We start from the raw sequence: 17,599 nt of genomic DNA on the forward strand, positions 1-17,599 counted from the left end.
GGGGGGGGGGGGGGGGGGGGGGGGGGGGGGGGGGGGGGGGGGGGGGGGGGGGGGACGGGGGGGGGGGGGGGGGGGGGGGGGGGGGGGGGGGGGCCCCCCCCCCCCCCCGGCCCGGCCCGCCACGGACACCTGGTGCGCCCCCGTGGCCCGTACGAAACCGGGGTCACCGGTGAGGGGCGACGCCCACACCCGCCCGCTGTCCGGGTCCCGCGCGCCCACGACCAGCATCGGCTGGAGCTGGAGGAACGCGGCGGCGACCGGGCGGATGCCCGGGCCGATGGACCGCCCGACGTGGTCGGCGAGCGCGCGCACGCCCACGCGGTCCTGCACGGCGCGCGAGCCTCGGTGGTAGGGGTCGTACTCGGTCACGGCGGCGCCCCTCCCTAGAAGAAGCCGCAGGTCGGCGCCGAGCCCGAGGGGGCCGCGCCGGCGTCGGCGCCGGACCGGGTGTAGATCTCCAGGCGGGTGCCGTCCGGGTCGTGGAAGAAGATCCCGCCGGAGGCCGCGCCCTCACCGTGCGGTACGACACCGTCGTAGGCGAACTCCACGCCGTACGCCCGCAGATCACGCTCGTAGGCGCGGACGGCGTCCACGGACTCCACCTCGAACGAGAGGTGGTGCAGGCCCGCGCGCCCGGCGTCGTACGCGCCGCCGGCCTGCTGCCACAGGGTGAGCGTGAGGGTGCCCTCGCGGCCGAGGAAGGCGTAGCGGCGTCCCTCCTCGGTGCCCTCTCCGGCCACCTCGAAGCCGATGACGTCCCGGTAGAAGGCGAGCGAACGGTCCAGGTCGGTGACGTTCAGGCCGATGTGACCGGTGGGCGGTGCGGTGATCGTGGTCATGACTCTCCCCTGTGGGTGCTGCCGGGGCAGGGGGGATTCGTCGGTCCCCCGCGCCGGATCGGCTAACCGTTGAAAGTTAGATTAGTGGTTAGTGATCGTGAGCGTCAACCGCTCACGTACCCTTGACCGGTTAGCTCTGAAGGGAGAGCCCATGCCCGCAGCCCACGACCCGGGCCACGACCCGGCCCACGACCCCCGCCCGCTCACCGGCGAGCCCCTCTCCCTCGACCTGCTCAACACCCGCTGGATGCACGACGGCACCCGCCAGGACCTGCTCACCGACCCCGAGGGACTCGCCGTCTGGCTCGCCGCGAACGGCCTCGACGAGCGCTTCACCGCCGACGAGCCCGTGCTCCGGAACGTGCTCGCCGCCCGCGAGGCCCTCGCCGGACTCGTCGACCTCCCGGACAAACCGGGCGGCGACCCGGCGGCGGTCGCCCGCCTCGACGCCGTGCTCGCGCACGGCCGGATCAGGGCCCGGCTCACCCCCGAAGGGCCCGCCGAGGAACCGGAGTTCGCCGATCCGGCCTGGGGACCCGCCTGGCTCGCCGCGCGCGACTACCTGGAGCTGCTGTCCGCCGCGCCCGACCGGATCCGCGGCTGCGCCCACGAGGCGTGCGTCCTGCACTTCTACGACACCTCGCGCAACGGGACGCGGCGCTGGTGCAGCATGGCCGTCTGCGGCAACCGCGCCAAGGCCTCACGCCACTACGCCCGCACGCGCCCCTGACCCCGCGCCCCTACCCCGGGACATGAACGGCGCGTGACCGCCGCGCCTCCGCCCGGAGAGATGCGTGTGCACACGCAGGGTGCCTCCCAGATCCACTTACGGTGATCGGCGTCACCCGTTGTGGCGTCGTTAACGCGCAGGCCACCCCCGCTGCCAACGATCCAGTACGAGCGGGGAGCGCACCGGACGGACACGGCCCGGACCTCCCCGCGACCACTGCCGACGCGTTCGCACTCGGGGAGACGCGCCATGTCGCGCATACGCTCTGTCGCCACCGCCGTCACGACCACCGCCGTCAACCGCCGCGCGTTCCTCGCCGCGACGGGCGCGGTCTCCCTGTCCGCGGGCGTCGGGTACGCCCTCGGCCCGGGCGCGGGCCACGGGGAGGCCGCCGTCGCCGAGCGCGGCCCGGTCGCCCTGTCCCGCCGCGCCCCCGCCGCCCCGCTCGCCCCCTACCGCGCGGGCACCACGCTCGGCACGGTCGCCGCGCCGCGCGGCACGTCCGGCTTCCGCCGCCTCGGCGACGGCCCGGCGTGGCCGCGCGTGGTGCGCGCGGACCTGGCCCCCGCCCGCCGGGGCCGGGAGGAGCGCCGCACCGCGCTCGCCGCCTTCGTACAGTTCACGGACCTGCACCTGGTCGACGTACAGCATCCGCTGCGGTACGAGTACCTGCGCGCCCAGACGGCGAGCGCCTGGCGGCCGCAGGAGGCCCTGTCCGTGGCGGGCGCGGTCTCGCTCGTCGAGCGGGTCAACGCGCTGCGCGGCGCGCCCGCCACCGGCGCGCCCCTGCACTTCGTCATGACGACCGGCGACAACACGGACAACAACTCCCGCACCGAACTCGACTGGTTCCTCAAGGTGATGAGCGGCGGCCGCGTCACCCCCAACTCCGGCGACCCGCGCCATTACGAAGGCGTGCAGAACAGCGGTCTGAAGCTGTACTGGCACCCCGACGCCGCGCTGCGCGACGCCGACAAGCGCGTCGGCTTCCCGCGCCTGCACGGCTTCCTCGACGCCGCGATCCGGCAGGTCAACAGCCCCGGCCTGAACCTGCCCTGGTACTCCACCGTCGGCAACCACGACGCCCTGCCCGGCGGCTGCTACGCACCCGGCGACTCCTACTTCGCCGACCTCGCCGTCGGCGGCCGCAAGCTGATGTCCCTGGACGAGGCGCGTGGCGCCGCCCTGTGGAAGGCCGTCAAGAAGGGCCGGGACCCCAAGGGCAGCCACTTCAAGGAGGTGCTGCGGGCCGAGAGGCGCCGCATGCGGTCCGTGACCCCGGACGAGGCCCGCGCCCCCTTCACGCCCGCCGAGTACGTCCAGGCCCACCTCGACCCGGCGCACGCGGGCCGCGGCCCCGTCGGCCACGGCTACACCCAGGAGAACCTGGCGAACCGCACGCAGTACTACGCCTTCCGCATCACCGACGACGTCCTCGGCATCAGCCTGGACACCACCGACCCGGGCGGTCACTACGAGGGCTCGCTCGGCACCGCCCAACTGCGCTGGCTGGAGCGGACCCTGAAGGCCGTGGAGAGAAGCGGCGACGCGTCGTACGTCATCGTCTTCAGCCACCACACCAGCCGCTCCATGCGCAATCTGGTGACCGACCCGAACTACCCGCGCGAGGCCCGGCACGGCGGCGACGAGGTGCTCGCGCTGCTGCGCCGCCACCGCTCCGTCCTGGCCTGGGTGAACGGCCACAGCCACAAGAACGCCATCACCCCGCACGGCTCGTTCTGGGAGGTGTCCACCGCGTCGCACGTGGACTTCCCGCAGCTCGCGCGCGTGATCGAGCTGGTCGACAACCACGACGGCACCCTGTCCCTCTTCACCACCCTGATCGAGTCCGCGGCCCCGCACCGCACGGACTTCGCCGACCTCTCCCAGACCGGACTCGCGGCGCTCTACCGCGAGCTGGCCTTCAACGCCCCGGGCGCCAAGCCCGCGCTCGCCGGCGAGCCGGGTGACCGCAACACGGAACTCGTCCTGCGCAAGCGCTGAGCCCCGCCCGGCCGTGACTTCCCCGCCGAGGGGGAGTTCTGCCCTGCGAAGAGGATCAGGAGCGCACCCGCGCACCGGTCCTGGCAGGCACACGGAGGAAGGGACAGCGACCCATGGCAGTGCCCAGACGGATCACGTCGGTACGGACGGCGCTCGTCGGAGCGGCGCTCGCGGCCGCGGCGGTGGCGGGCGCCCTGACCGCCCCCGCGGCCGCCACGCCCCGCGCGGACCACGACAGGACGCGGGCCGCCGTCGAGGCCGCCGTGCGCGGCGGCGTTCCCGGAGTGAGCGCCCACGCGCGGGACCGGCACGGCCCCTGGAGCGTCGCCGCGGGCGCCGGCGACCTGCGGACGGGCACCCCGCGCGGCGAGCACGACCGCTTCCGCGCGGGCAGCGTCACCAAGACGTTCGTGGCGACCGTGCTGCTCCAGCTGGAGGCGGAGGGCAGGATCGATCTCGACGACACCGTGGGCGCGTGGCTCCCCGGCGTGGTCGAGGGCCACGGCCACGACGGCGACGAGATCACCGTCCGCCAGCTGCTCAACCACACCAGCGGCGTTTACGACTACAGCGAGGACCCCGACTTCGACCGCCGGCTCGCCACCCCGGAGTTCTTCGCCCACCGCCACCGCACCTGGGAACCGGCGGAGCTGGTCGCGATCGCCATGCGCCACGCACCGGACTCCGCACCCGGCCGGGACTGGAACTACTCCAACACCAACTACGTCGTCGCCGGAATGATCATCGACAAGGTCACCGGCCGCCCGTACGGGGACGAGATCCACGACCGGATCATCGCCCCCCTGCGCCTGCGCGCCACCTCCGTGCCCGGCACCACGCCCACCCTGCCCCACCCCAGCTCGCGCGCGTACTCCAAGCTCTCCGACGCCACCGGGCCCGCCGCCGGAGGCAGGACGTACGACGTGACCGAGCTGAACCCGTCCATGGCGGGCGCCGCGGGCGAGCTGATCTCCGACGCGGCCGACCTGAACCGCTTCTACGCCGCCCTGCTGCGCGGCGACCTGCTGCCGGCCGAGCAGCTCGCCGCGATGAAGAAGACGGTCCCCGCCAAGGGGGAGGAGGGCGCGGGCGGCCGCTACGGCCTCGGCCTGCTGCGGCTCGAACTGCCCTGCGGCACGGTCGTCTGGGGCCATGGCGGCGGCATCCACGGCTCCCTGTCCCTCGCCATGACCACGGCCGACGGCGGCCACGCGCTGACGTTCAACTTCAACGGCGACTGGGCGGGCGGCGGCCAGGGCCCGATCCTGAACGCGGAGTTCTGCGGCGCCTGAGGCCGGCCGTACGCGACGACGCGGGGGCGCAGCTCCGCCGTCCGGAGCTGCGCCCCCGCCTCTCCCCTTGGGGGCGCGCGCCCGCGTCAGCGGGGCAGGACCACGAGGTACGCCGCCGGGTCCCGGTCGGACGCGGCCATCAGGGCCGTCCGGACGATCGCCGCCTGCTGGTCGGCCGCGTCCCGCAGCTTCCTCGGCGTGACGTGGACGACGGTGACGCCGAGCCGCTCCAAGTGCTCGCGCTTGCGGGCGTACTCGGACCACTGCTCGTCGGCCTCCTCCTTGTGGCGCTCCGTGCGGCCGGGGCGCGCACCGTGTCGCGGGGCGCGCGTGTCCAGCTCCAGGGCCACGGCGTGCTCGGGCCAGTACGCGTCGACGCCGCCCAGGTGAGGACCGCCCGGAAGGCGCAGGTCGACGTTCCACAGCGGGTCGGGGAGCCCGTGGTCGCGGACCAGGGCGTGCAGCCGGTCCTCGGCGATCGCGCGCCCCTCGGCGAGCAGCGAGTCCACGGCGTCCACCACGTGCGGGCGGCCGAGCAGGCGGGCCCGGTTCAACTCCTTCACCAGGGCGCCGGGTTCGCAGTGCCCGCCGCGCACGGCCTCGGTGAGAAGCCGCCGCACCGCGCCCGCGTCGGCGAGCTGGGCGACGGCGTCGGCAAGGGCGCGCGGCACCGGCGCCACCGGCACGCCGGTGAGCTGGAGCGGTGTGGGCAGGGTGTACGCGCGGACGAGGCGGGCGCAGCCGGTCGAGCGGAGCCGCCGCGTGCGCGGGACCAGGACGTCGATCCGGTCAAGGGACAGCAGCGGCGGCGCGGAGGCGAAGCGGTGCAGGGTGAGGGCGGCGAGCCCGGTGACCATCGCGTCGGCGTAGGGGGCCGGGCCGGTGTGCGGCTCGCCGGGCCGGGGCTGCGCGGGGATGGCCCGGGTCTCCTTGGCCGGGGGCCGCCCGGCGTAGAGCAGCACGCCGTGCAGCCGCTCCTCGCTGGTCGGCGGGCCCGGGTGGAGCAGATAGACGCCGGGCAGGAGCTGCTGCCAGGGGCCGCCGGGGCGGCAGTGCGCGGTGACGTCGGCGGCGCCGACGCCGTGCGCGCGCAGCTGGGCCGCGCTCATGACGCGGCGCTGGACGTCGGCGAGGTGGCGCAGAGGGCGGGGGGAGAGCGGGGTGTTGTGGTTCATGCCGGGGCCATTCCCGGTGCCGGTCCGCCCCCTAACCGCTGTTACAGTCCCGTCGACAAAACCGGACAACCCCGTCCTAAAGTACGGGAGTTCGAGGACCGAAAAGGCCCGGTTCGCGGGGCGGGCGGGCATCGGCGAGAGGGCCGGGCGGGGCTCGGGCGGGGGCCCGGGCGGGGCTCGGTGAGAGGGGCGGGCAGGGCTCGGCGAGGGGTCCGGGCGGGGGGCCGGTGAGGGCTCGGGCGAGGCTCTCCCGGCGGGGGCGCACGGCGGGGACGGAGTGCGTCCGCTTTCTTGCGCCACCCCCTTGTGGGCGGGCGGCCCCCTCGTCATACTCGGCGCGATGCTTGGCATGAACGCGACGTAACCCCGTCGTCTGTCCATGCCGGGAACCGGTAACTCCCCGGAGCCGCACCCGACTTGGGCGGCTCCATCCCCCCATGGAGGTACTGAGTGACACCCCCACGAGCAACCACACGACGCCTCGTCCTCACCGGCATCGGCGTCGCCGCCCTGGTCGCGGGCACCCTCACCGCGGCGACCACCAGCTCCGCGGCCCCGGACCCCACTCCGAAGGCCCTCGGCGCCGCCGCCGCGGGCCGGCTCGCCGACTCCCTGACCGACCGCTTCGCCGACGACACCGCGGGCGCCTACTACGACGCCGCCGCCAAGAAGCTCGTCGTCAACGTCCTCGACGAGGCCACGGCCGACCGGGTCCGCGCCGCCGGAGCCGAGCCGAGGACGGTCACCCACTCCCAGGCCCAACTGGACGCGGTCCAGCGCTCCCTGGGCGAACGCCCGACCCCCGGCACGTCACGCGGCACGGACCCGGTCCTCAACAAGGTGGTCGTCACCGCTGACTCCACGGTCAAGGGCGCCGCCCTCGACCGCCTGAAGCAGCGGGTGGCGGCCCAGGACGGCAAGGCCGTCCTCGAGCGCACCGCCGGAAAGCTCCAGCCCCTCATCCGCGGCGGCGACGCCATCTGGAGCTCCAGCGGCCGCTGCTCGCTGGGCTTCAACGTCGTCAAGGACGGCCGGCCCTACTTCCTCACCGCGGGCCACTGCGCCTCCCTCGCCGGCACCAGCTGGTCCGAGACCCGGGGCGGCCCCGTGATCGCCCAGGTCGAGGACTACGGCTTCCCCGGGCGCGACGACGCCATCGTGAAGTACACCGCGGACGTCGCCCACCCGAGCGAGGTCAACCTCTACAACGGCGGCTCCCAGCAGATCACCGGGGCCCGCCAGGCCGTGGTCGGCGAGCAGGTGCAGCGCAGCGGCTCCACCACGCGGCTGCACGGGGGCACCGTGCGGCGGCTCAACGTGTCCGTCAGCTACCCCCAGGGCACGGTCAACGGTCTGATCCAGACCAACGTCTGCGCCGAGCCCGGCGACAGCGGCGGCTCCATGTTCGCCGGCAACAGCGCGCTCGGGCTCACCTCCGGCGGCAGCGGCAACTGCTCCAGCGGCGGCCAGACCTACTTCGCCCCGGTCGTGGACGCCCTCTCGCGCTACGGCGCGCAGATCGGCTGACGCCCGGTCACCCACCCGGTCACCAGGCCCCCCGGGACCGGGACCGCACACGGCTGCGGCCCCGGCCCCGGGCGGGCCCCTTCACCCCTCGACGGAGCCGGTGTCGCACGCCTGGGCACGCAGGGCGCGGGCCAGGTCGTCCCGGGACTCCAGGACGAGGCGGCGCAGCGCCGGCGGGGCCGACTCGTGGGCGGAGAGCCACGCGTCGGCCGCGGCCACCGTCCCGGGGCTGTCCTGGAGGTGCGGGAAGAGGCCCCGCACCACGTCCATGCCGATCTGGATGGACCGCTCCGCCCAGACCCGCTCGACGGCGGCGAAGTACTTCGGGGCGTACTCCGCGACCAGCTCCCGCTGCGAGGGCTGCGCGAAGCCCGCGATCGTCGCCTCCACCAGGGCGTTGGACAGCGCGTCCGACTCCACCACCGCGGCCCAGGCCTGCGCCTTCACCGCCGCGGACGGCCGCGCGGCCAGGCAGCGGACCTGGTGGCGCTTGCCGGACGCCGTGTCGTCGCGGGACAGCTCGGCCGTGAGCGCCCGCTCGTCCGCCACGCCGTGGACCGCGAGCGGCAGCTGGAAGGCCCAGCGCAGCTCCTGGTCCACGTCCAGGCCGTCGATCTTCGCGGTGCCTTCGAGGAGGCCCTGGAGGAGCTGGAGGTCGGCCTCCGACGAGGCCACGGAGGCGAAGAACCGCGCCCACGTCAGCTGGTGCTGACTGCCCGGCGCGGCGATCCGCAGCTCCCGGAGCGCACCCTCGGCCAGCAGCCGCCCGCCCTCCTCGCGCCAGCCGGGCGCGGCGTAGTGCGTGTGGGCCGTGCCCGCCCAGGAGTGCAGCATCTGGAGCACGCCGATGTCGGTCTCGCGCCCGGCGAACCGCAGCACGAGGTCGACGAAGTCCCGCGCGGGCATGAGCGCGTCCCGCGTGAGGTTCCACAGCGCCGACCAGCACAGGGCGCGGGCGAGGGGGTCGGTGAGGTCGCCGAGGTGCGCGCGCAGGGTGGCGAGGGAGGTCTCGTCGAAGCGGATCTTGCAGTACGTCAGGTCGTCGTCGTTGACCAGGACCAGCTCGGGTGCCTCGGCGCCGGCGAGGTCCGCGACCGTGGTGCGCGGGCCCTCGACGTCCACCTCCGCGCGGGCGTACCGCACGAGGTCGCCCGCGTCCGAGCGGCGGTACAGGCCCACGGCCACGCGGTGCGGGCGCAAGCTCGGGTGGCTCTCGGCCGCCTCCTGGACGACGGCCAGCTCCGTGACGCGGCCCTCCGCGCTCAGGGTGACCTGCGGGGTGAGGGAGTTGACGCCCGCCGTCTCCAGCCAGGCCCGCGACCAGGCCGTCATGTCGCGCCCGCTGGTCTCCTCCAGGACCGAGAGCAGGTCGCCCAGGCGGGTGTTGCCGTACGCGTGCCGCTTGAAGTAGCGCCGGGCGCCCTCCAGGAAGGCGTCGCGGCCGGCGTACGCCACGAGCTGCTTGAGGACGGAGGCGCCCTTGGCGTACGTGATCCCGTCGAAGTTCAGCTTGGCGTCCTCCAGGTCGCGGATGTCTGCCGTGACCGGGTGCGTGGAGGGGAGCTGGTCGGCGCGGTACGCCCACGCCTTGCGGTTGTTGGCGAAGGTGATCCAGCCGTTCGTGAACCGGGTCGCCTCGACCATCGAGAAGGAGCCCATGAAATCGGCGAAGGACTCCTTCAGCCACAGGTCGTCCCACCAGCGCATGGTGACCAGGTCGCCGAACCACATGTGCGCCATCTCGTGCAGGATCACGTTGGCCCGGCGCTCGTACGACGCCTGGGTCACCTTGCCGCGGAAGATGAACTCCTCGCGGAACGTCACACAGCCCGGGTTCTCCATCGCGCCCAGGTTGTACTCCGGGACGAAGGCCTGGTCGTACTTCCCGAAGGGGTAGGGGAAGTCGAAGTGGTCGTGGAAGAAGTCCAGGCCCTGCTTGGTGACCAGGAAGACGTCGTCGGCGTCGAAGTGCTTGGCCAGGCCCTTGCGGCACATCGCGCCGAGGGGGATCTCCAGACGGGTGCCGTCCTCGAAGACGCGCTCGTAGGAATCGGTCACGTAGTGGTACGGGCCGGCGACGATCGCTGTGATGTACGTCGAGATGGGCTTGGTCTCGGCGAATCGCCAGACGCCGTCCACCTGCTCCCCTGCGCCGTTGCTCCACACCGTCCAGCCCTCCGGGGCCTGCGCGGAGAAACGGAAGGGGGCCTTCAGGTCGGGCTGCTCGAAGTTGGCGAAGACGCGGCGGGAGTCCGCGGGCTCGTACTGCGTGTAGAGGTAGACCTCGCCGTCCTCCGGGTCGACGAAGCGGTGCATGCCCTCGCCGGTGCGGCTGTAGGCGCACCGGGCGTCGACCACCAGCTCGTTCTCCTCGCGCAGATCCTCCAGCGCGATGCGGCTGCCGTCGAAGACCTCGGAGGGGTCGAGGTCCTTGCCGTTCAGCGAGACGGCGGTGACGCTCGGGGCGATCAGGTCCGCGAAGCTCGCCGCCCCTGGCTCGGCACAGCGGAACCGGATCGTCGTGACGGAGCGGAAGGTGCGGGGCGCGGTGTCGCCTTCCTGGCTGTCGCCGACCGCCGAGCGCAGGTCGAGGAAGACCTCGTACCCGTCGACGGACAACAGCGCGGCCCGCTCCTGGGCCTCGTCGCGGGACAGATTCTCACCGGGCACGGGCGGCACTCCCTCGTGGCTCGCATGACTCTCGTTCGAATGCCTCTGATCCTCGCACGTGGCCCGGTCGGCGGACATCCGGGAATGCCCTGCCGCGCCCCCGACGTTGCCCTGGCCAGGCTTCGAACGCATTCCCTAGGGAGAGACATGTCCGAGATCGTCGAGAAGACCCCCGTCGACTTCTGGTTCGACCCGCTGTGCCCCTGGGCCTGGATGACCTCGCGGTGGATCCTGGAGGTCGAGAAGGTCCGCGACATCGAGGTCACCTGGCACGTGATGAGCCTCGCCGTGCTCAACGAGGACAAGCTCGACGAGCTGCCCGAGGACTACCGCGAGATGCTGGCGACCAAGGCCTGGGGCCCGGTGCACGTGGTCATCGCCGCCCAGCAGGAGCACGGCAGAGAGGTGCTCGGCGACCTCTACACCGCGCTCGGCACCCGCATCCACAACCAGGGCCAGGGCCCCACCAAGGAGGCCGTCGCCGGTGCCCTGAAGGAGGTCGGCCTGCCCGAATCCCTCCTCGACCACTGGGACACCACGCCCTACGACGCCGAGCTGCGCGCCTCCCACAACGAGGGCATCGAGAAGGTCGGCCAGGAGGTCGGCACGCCCGTCATCGCCGTGCCCGGCCCCGACGGCGAGCAGATCGCCTTCTTCGGCCCGGTCGTCACGCCCGCCCCCAAGGGCGAGGCCGCGGCCCGCCTGTGGGACGGCACCCTGCTCGTGGCCTCGACCCCGGGCTTCTACGAGATCAAGCGCACGCGCACCCAGGACCCCATTTTCGACTGAGGACCGAGCCCGCGAGAGCGGCGCTGAGGCGCGCAAGGCGAAAGGCCCCCACGAGTCACGTCCTCGTGGGGGCCTTTCGTCCATCCGCCTGCCGACGCGAAGGTTGAGAAGACGATCACGAGGCAGGACGTTCTACGCGGGCGCGGGGCCCGCGGGGTGACTCAGGGGGCCAGGAGCAGGCTGTTCACGCGCTGCTTGGCGGCCTCGTAGCGCTTGGCCACGTCCTGCCAGTTGACGACCTGCCACATGGCCTCGATGAAGTCCACCTTCTGGTTCTTGTACTGCAGGTAGAAGGCGTGCTCCCAGGCGTCGAAGACCAGGATCGGCGTGGAGCCCTGGCCGACGTTGCCCTGGTGGTCGTAGATCTGCTCGACGATCAGGCGGTTGCTGAGCGGCTCGTAGGCGAGCACGCCCCAGCCCGAACCCTGCGTCGTCGCCGAGGCCTTCGTCAGCTGCGCCTTGAACTTGGCGAAGGAGCCGAAGGACTCGGTGATGGCGTCCGCAAGCTCACCCACGCCGTCGGCGTGCGTGGGCTCGCCACCGCCGCCGTCCTTGGGGCTGTTCATGTTGTGCCAGTAGATGCTGTGCAGGATGTGCCCGGAGAGGTGGAAGGCCAGGTTCTTCTCCAGGCCGTTGATGGCGCCCCACGTCTCCTTGTCGCGCGCCTCCGCCAGCTGCTCCAGGGTGTCGTTCGCCCCCTTCACGTACGCGGCGTGGTGCTTGTCGTGGTGCAGCTCGATGATCTGCGGGTTGATCACCGGCTCCAGCGCCGCGTAGTCGTACGGAAGTTCAGGGAGTGTGTAAATGGCCATGAGCGAGCCCTCCGACCGTGCTCCGCGGGGGACCGTGCCGTATCGCCCGGCGCCGCGGGGCACCTCTTATTGCGACCTATGTGCAAGTGCAGGCTAGCAGCAGGTGGAGCCTGAAGTTGATCAGCCCTTGGCCCTAGGTCGCGAGCCCCAGAGCGCAGGCGAACGGGGCGGAAGCGGGAACGGGAACGGCCGGAGGCCCGGTCCACGTCGAGTGGACCGGGCCTCCGGCCGTCAGGGGCGTGCGGGGTCAGGCGCGCGGCGCCGTCCCGCGGCCCTCCAGCATCTTCTGCCGTACGAATCCGACGGCCATCAGGAGCAGCGTGAGGCCGCCCGTGTAGTACAGCTGCGTACGGGTCTCCTCCTCGCGCGCCATCAGGACGAACACCGTGGCCATCCCGGCGAGCGCCACGTACGTCAGCCAGGGGAAGAGCCACATCTTCACGACGAGGGTCTCCGGGGCCTCGCGCTCCAGCTTCTTGCGGAGGCGCAGCTGGGCGGCGGCGATGAAGAACCACACGACGAGGATGATCGCGCCGATGGTGTTGAGCAGCCACTGGAAGATGTCGTCGGGCCGCCAGTAGCTGAGCAGCACGCACAGGAAGCCGAAGACCGAGGAGGTGAGGACCGCGATCCGCGGCACGCCGTTGAAGAGCTGTCCGAGCGCCTTGGGGCCCTGGCCGCGCTGCACGAGCGAGTTGGCCATGCGGGAGGCGCCGTAGATGTTGGCGTTCATCGCGGAGAGCAGGGCGACGAGGATGACCACGTTCATGATCTGGCCCGCGCCGTCGATGCCGAGGTGGTCGAGCGTGGCGACGTACGGGCCCTTGGCGGCGACCTCCTCGGAGGTCCAGGGGAGCAGCGTCACGACGACGGCCATGGAGCCGATGTAGAAGATGGCGATCCGCCACATGGCGGTGCGCACGGCCTTGGCGACGCCCTGGACGGGGTGCTCGGACTCGGCCGCGGCGATGGTGACCGTCTCCAGGCCGCCGTAGGCGAAGACGGAGGCGAGCAGGCCCACGATGAGGCCGTCCACGCCGTTGGGCATGAAGCCGCCGTGGCCGGTGAGGTTGGAGGTGCCGGGCGCGTCGGTGTCGGGGAGCCAGCCGAGGATCGCGAGCACGCAGATGCCGAGGAAGAGGACGATCGCGGTGATCTTCAGCGCGGCGAACCAGAACTCGAACTCGCCGAAGTTCTTCACGGCCGCGAGGTTCGTGGCGCAGAACACCAGCATGAACAGGGCGACCCAGGCCCACTCGGGCACGCCGGGCACCCAGCCGTGCACGATCTGCGCGGCGCCGATCCCTTCGAGGCCGACGGCCACGCACAGCAGGAACCAGAAGGACCAGCCCGCCGTGAACCCGGCCCAGGGGCCGAGGGCCCGCTCGGCGTGCACGGAGAAGGAGCCGGACGCGGGGTTGGCCGCCGCCATCTCGCCGAGCATGCGCATGACGAGCATGACCAGGGCGCCGGACAGCGAGTAGGCCAGGATGATCGAGGGCCCCGCGGCGGCGATGGCCTTCCCGGAGCCCACGAAGAGCCCGGCGCCGATGACGCCGCCGAGGGCGATCATCGACAGATGACGCTGCTTGAGGCCGTGCCCGAGGGGCGCGTCGGCCTGGGGTGGTGCGTCGTTCACGGACGTCTGAGACATGGGCGTCCCTGTTCGCTAGCGGGAGATGGAAGGAAGGAACCGCGCGGGAACCACAGGGGGAAGTGGGGCACAGTCTGAGCACTGGCACCGCTCACAGGGAACAGTTGACCGGTATACGGACACGACGCTCACACATGGTGAAGACTTCTTCACTACTTCGTCATACGTGCGTGATCCCACGGGGGTGTTTCGCCCCCGATGTCCTATCCGTGTCATGTGCCGTTCGTAGAGGAGTTACGTACGCCGCATCCGCCGTGTACGCCGCGTCGCCCACTCCCGCAGCAGCGCCACCGCGATCACCGCCGCCGTGGCACCCGCCGACCACAGGAGCTGCGGGCGCGCGCCGTCGTCGCGCAGCATCAGGGCGATCACCACGCCCATCGCCGCGAGTGCCGCCCACGTCAGCCACGGGAAGAACCACATCCGCAGGGTGAGCCGCTCCGGCGCCTCGCGCTCGATGCGGCGGCGCAGGCGCAGCTGCGAGACGGCGATGAGCGCCCACACGAAGAGCAGGGCCGCGCCGACGGAGTTGAGCATGTAGAGGAAGACGGAGTCGGGCCACTTCAGATTGAGCAGCACCGAGACGAAGCCGAAGGCCACCGACGCGAGCACCGCGCGCCGCGGCACCCCGCCCCGCGACACCTTCAGCAGGCCCCGGGGCGCCTCGCCGCGCTCCGCGAGCGAGAAGACCATGCGCGAGGCCCCGTACAGATTGGCGTTCAGGGACGACAGGAGAGCCACGAACACCACGATGTTCATCAGGGTCCCGGCGGACGGGACGCCGATCGAGTCGAGCACCCTCACATACGGGCTGAACCCGGCCTGCTGCGCCGTCCACGGCAGCACCGTCACGATGACCAGCATCGAGCCGACGTAGAAGAAGAGGATGCGGTACACGGCGCTGCGCACCGCGCGGGCCACCGAGCGCACCGGGTCGTCGGACTCGGCGGCCGCGATCGTGACGATCTCCAGGCCGCCGAAGGCGAACAGGACCACGACCACGCCGGAGATCACCCCGTCCCAGCCGAGCGGCAGGAAGCCGCCATCGCCGGTGAGGTGGGTGAGGCCGACCGGGTCGGTGTCGGGGAGCACCCCGAAGATCGCGAGGAGCCCGAGGACGAGGAACGCGACGATCGCGAAGACCTTCAGGGCCGCGAACCAGAACTCGAACTCGCCGAAGTTCTTCACCGCCGAGAGGTTGGCGCCGGTGAAGAACACCATGAAGAGGAGCACCCACGCCCACTGCGGCACGCCCGGCGCCCACTCGTGCGCGATCCGTGCCGCCCCTGTGGCCTCCACGGCGAGCACGACGACGAGCAGGAACCAGTACATCCAGCCGACCGAGAACCCGGCCCAGCGGCCGAGCGCCCGCTCCGCGTGCACGGAGAACGCCCCCGAGGCGGGCATCGCCGCCGACATCTCGCCGAGCATCCGCATCACGCACATCGCGAGCGCGCCCGCGATCAGATACGACAGGACGATGCCGGGCCCGGCGACCGCGATCCCGGCGCCCGAGCCGACGAACAGGCCGGCGCCGATGACGCCGCCGAGGCCCAGCATGGTCAGATGGCGCTGCTTGAGGCCGCCGCCGAGGGGCTCGGCGGGGCCGAAGGGGTCCGCGGGAGCCGTCGGGGGCACCCCTGAGTCGGGCCGCTGGTGATCGTGCATCGGGCTCAGCTGACTCTCAGGGTGCTCGGGGTACTCAAGGGGAGTTGGTGAGACTCCACAGTCTCACCGGCACGCGCCCCTGAACGCAAAACCCGGCCCCGGCATTCCTGACCTCAGTGACCAGCATCACGCCCGACCGGGTGTGGGCCCGGTCCTTTGTGCGGAGCCCACCAAGCCGGAGCCGCTCCCTTTGTCATCCGCGCCCCCTGATCGGGCGCCCGCCCCGGGGTTAGGGTCAGGTCGTCCCACGCACCACCCGCCCCCAGACGTCCCAGAACCGCGGAGTCCCGATGAGCACAGCCGCCGCCACCACCCGTCCGGGCCAGGTCCTGGCCGACCTGATCCCCGCCTCCCGCCTGCGCGACGCGACGCTCGTGCTCGGCGGTGCCGCGCTCACCGGCCTCGCCGCCCAGATCTCCGTGCCCGTGCCCGGCTCGCCGGTGCCGGTGACGGGGCAGACCTTCGCCGCGCTCCTGGTCGGCACGGCGCTCGGCGCACGCCGCGGCTTCCTGTCGCTCGCGCTCTACGCCCTGGTGGGCATGGCGGGCGTGCCGTGGTTCGCCGAGGCCAGGGCGGGCTACGGGATGCCCTCACTCGGCTACGTCCTCGGCATGATGCTCGCCGCCGCCGCGGTGGGCTCCCTGGCCCGGCGCGGCGCCGACCGGAACGTGCTGCGCACGGCGGGGACCATGGTCCTCGGCTCCGCGATCATCTACGCCGTCGGCGTGCCGTACCTGGCCGCCTCCACCGGCATGTCCCTGAGCGCGGCGGTCGCCGCGGGGCTCACCCCGTTCCTGATCGGCGACGCCCTCAAGGCCGCCCTCGCCATGGGCGCCCTGCCGCTGTCGTGGAAGCTGCTGGGCGACAAGAGCTGAGCACGGCGGCTCAGCCGACGTTGTAGTTCCGCCTGAAGAGGTTCGCCGGGTCGTACGTGGCCTTCAGCCTGGCGAGCCTCTTCTGCGTGTCCGCGTCGTACACGCCGTCGGGGCGGTCGCCGCCCGCGAGCGTGAAGTTCACCGACCGGCCCACGGCGTGCGGGGCCAGCGGGGCGAACGCCCGCGCGTACAGCTCCCGCAGCGCCTCGCGGTCCGTGCCCTCCAGCGGCGACAGGAGCCTGACGGCCCAGGCCGCGCCGCGGTGCGGCACCGCGTTGTCGGGGCCCACGGGGTGGGCGAGCGCGCCGCCCAGGTGGTTGAGCTGGACGACGTGCATGTGCTCGGCCGCGGGCCCGGTGAGCGCGAGCAGCCGCTCGGCCCCCGGCAGGTCCAGCTCGGTCAGCATCAGGTTGTCGCCGTAGTAGGCGTGCGGGAAGTCCGGGTCCTTGTGGATCGTGTGGCTCTCCGCGTACGGCAGCTCGCGCAGGTCGTCCGAGACGGTGGGGCCGAGCGCGCGCAGCGGCGCCACGAGCCGCTCGCCCTCCTCGGCCGTGCCGGTGTGGGCGACGCGCACCGTCACCAGATAGCGGCCCCGCAGCTGCGGCGGGAGCTGCGGCAGGTCCGGGTAGACCAGGGCGGCCACGGACGAGGTGAGCTGCCGCGGCACGGTCTCGGCCCAGGCGGCGTAGCCGCGCAGGAGCACCGCCGGGTCGACCTCGCGGCCGTCGAAGACGAGCGCTCCGCCGTACAGGCGCGCCACCGGCACCAGGCCGATCTCCAGGGCGGTCACCACGCCCAGGTTCGCGCCGCCGCCGCGCAGCCCCCAGAACAGCTCGGGGTCGCTCTCGGCCGTCACGTGCCGCAGCTCGCCGTCCGCCGTCACGACGTCCACCGAGCGCACGTGGTCGGCCGCGTAGCCGAACTCCCGCGCCAGGATGCCGATGCCGCCGCCGAGCGTGTACGACACCACGCCCACGCTCGGCGCCGAGCCGTTCAGGGGGGCGAGGCCGTGCTCGGCCGCCGCCGCCACGACCTGGGCCCAGCGCACGCCGGCCCCGACCCGCACGGTGCGCGCCCCGGCGTCGATCTCCACGGAGTCCATCCGGCGGGTGCTGATGAGGACACCGCCCCGCGCGGCGTCCGGCAGGCCGTGCCCCGTGGCATGGACACCGATGGGCAGGCCCGCGTCGGCCGCGTACCGCACGGCGGCCACGACGTCGTCGGCGTCCGACGCGGCGAAGACGATGTCCGGCCGCTGGGCGAAGCCTGTCTGGAAGCCCGCGACCTCGTCCTCGTACCCCTCCTGACCGGGGCGGAAGGTGAGTCGCTTGGCGGTGGGGTCGCTGAGTTCCACGGGGTGCCTCCGTTGTGCGTGGGGCGCGGTGATCGCGCTGACGGAGATCACCCTGCCGTCGAAACCTGACAGGTGCCGTCAAGTTTTCCGTACGTCCATCTGGGGTCGCCCGCATACGGCGGCGGGGGGGGGGGGGGGGGGGGGGGGGGGGGGGGGGGGGGGGGGGGGGGGGGGGGGGGGGGGGGGGGGGGGGGGGGGGGGGGGGGGGGG

Annotated in this window: 13 protein-coding genes and 1 pseudogene; 6 read left to right on the top strand and 8 right to left on the bottom strand. The window is 72.9% G+C overall.

The annotated features are described in order from the left end of the window. A pseudogene (locus tag AC07GB_RS39250) lies at positions 1-369 on the bottom strand (hypothetical protein); the annotation flags it as partial. A 14-nt stretch (positions 370-383) separates the two neighbouring features. Next, on the bottom strand, positions 384-839 hold the full coding sequence (locus AC07GB_RS39255) for a VOC family protein (protein ID WP_478854285.1): 456 nt from the start codon (positions 837-839) through the stop codon (positions 384-386). 151 nt (positions 840-990) lie between these two features. On the opposite strand from AC07GB_RS39255, the gene AC07GB_RS39260 reads away from it, so the two are divergent. The 3 genes from AC07GB_RS39260 to AC07GB_RS39270 all read left to right on the top strand — a co-directional run bounded on the left by AC07GB_RS39260 (position 991) and on the right by AC07GB_RS39270 (position 4,865). Beyond that, entirely contained in the window at positions 991-1,569 is a 579-nt protein-coding gene (locus tag AC07GB_RS39260) for a CGNR zinc finger domain-containing protein (RefSeq protein ID WP_478854287.1), read from the top strand. A gap of 249 nt (positions 1,570-1,818) precedes the next feature. Continuing rightward, positions 1,819-3,573 carry a TIGR03767 family metallophosphoesterase gene (locus AC07GB_RS39265; protein WP_478854289.1) on the top strand — a complete coding sequence of 585 codons (1,755 nt, stop codon included), beginning with the start codon at positions 1,819-1,821 and terminating at the stop codon, positions 3,571-3,573. Between the two features lie 113 nt (positions 3,574-3,686). Beyond that, the gene (locus AC07GB_RS39270) at positions 3,687-4,865 is read left to right on the top strand and encodes a serine hydrolase domain-containing protein (RefSeq protein ID WP_478854291.1); all 1,179 of its coding nucleotides are present in this window, start codon (positions 3,687-3,689) and stop codon (positions 4,863-4,865) included. 86 nt (positions 4,866-4,951) lie between these two features. Here AC07GB_RS39270 and AC07GB_RS39275 read toward each other — a convergent pair whose 3' ends face one another. Then, positions 4,952-6,040 carry a hypothetical protein gene (locus AC07GB_RS39275; protein ID WP_478854293.1) on the bottom strand — a complete coding sequence of 363 codons (1,089 nt, stop codon included), beginning with the start codon at positions 6,038-6,040 and terminating at the stop codon, positions 4,952-4,954. A 450-nt stretch (positions 6,041-6,490) separates the two neighbouring features. Between AC07GB_RS39275 and AC07GB_RS39280 the strand changes: the two genes are divergently transcribed. Beyond that, complete coding sequence (locus AC07GB_RS39280) at positions 6,491-7,567, top strand: S1 family peptidase (RefSeq protein ID WP_478854295.1); 1,077 nt, start codon at positions 6,491-6,493, stop codon at positions 7,565-7,567. A gap of 81 nt (positions 7,568-7,648) precedes the next feature. Here the strand turns inward: AC07GB_RS39280 and pepN are convergent, their stop codons facing one another. Further along, positions 7,649-10,237, bottom strand: coding sequence for an aminopeptidase N (gene pepN / locus AC07GB_RS39285; RefSeq protein WP_478854297.1), 2,589 nt, complete (start codon positions 10,235-10,237; stop codon positions 7,649-7,651). A gap of 147 nt (positions 10,238-10,384) precedes the next feature. Here pepN and AC07GB_RS39290 point away from each other — a divergent pair, with 147 nt between their 5' ends. Further along, positions 10,385-11,026, top strand: coding sequence for a mycothiol-dependent nitroreductase Rv2466c family protein (locus tag AC07GB_RS39290; protein WP_478854299.1), 642 nt, complete (start codon positions 10,385-10,387; stop codon positions 11,024-11,026). 161 nt (positions 11,027-11,187) lie between these two features. On the opposite strand, the gene AC07GB_RS39295 is transcribed toward AC07GB_RS39290, so the two are convergent. The 3 genes from AC07GB_RS39295 to AC07GB_RS39305 form a co-directional block, all read right to left on the bottom strand. Further along, the gene (locus tag AC07GB_RS39295) at positions 11,188-11,838 is read right to left on the bottom strand and encodes a superoxide dismutase (RefSeq protein WP_478854301.1); all 651 of its coding nucleotides are present in this window, start codon (positions 11,836-11,838) and stop codon (positions 11,188-11,190) included. A 247-nt stretch (positions 11,839-12,085) separates the two neighbouring features. Then, on the bottom strand, positions 12,086-13,492 hold the full coding sequence (locus AC07GB_RS39300; RefSeq protein WP_478854303.1) for an amino acid permease: 1,407 nt from the start codon (positions 13,490-13,492) through the stop codon (positions 12,086-12,088). 234 nt (positions 13,493-13,726) lie between these two features. Continuing rightward, on the bottom strand, positions 13,727-15,160 hold the full coding sequence (locus tag AC07GB_RS39305; RefSeq protein WP_478854305.1) for an amino acid permease: 1,434 nt from the start codon (positions 15,158-15,160) through the stop codon (positions 13,727-13,729). Between the two features lie 290 nt (positions 15,161-15,450). Here AC07GB_RS39305 and AC07GB_RS39310 point away from each other — a divergent pair, with 290 nt between their 5' ends. Further along, positions 15,451-16,035, top strand: a complete 585-nt coding sequence (locus AC07GB_RS39310; RefSeq protein WP_478854307.1) for a biotin transporter BioY — start codon at positions 15,451-15,453, stop codon at positions 16,033-16,035. Between the two features lie 10 nt (positions 16,036-16,045). Here AC07GB_RS39310 and AC07GB_RS39315 read toward each other — a convergent pair whose 3' ends face one another. Then, entirely contained in the window at positions 16,046-17,389 is a 1,344-nt protein-coding gene (locus AC07GB_RS39315; protein ID WP_478854309.1) for an FAD-binding oxidoreductase, read from the bottom strand. Positions 17,390-17,599 lie beyond the last annotated feature (210 nt).

This window comes from Streptomyces sp. NPDC045778 (genome assembly GCF_056431945.1).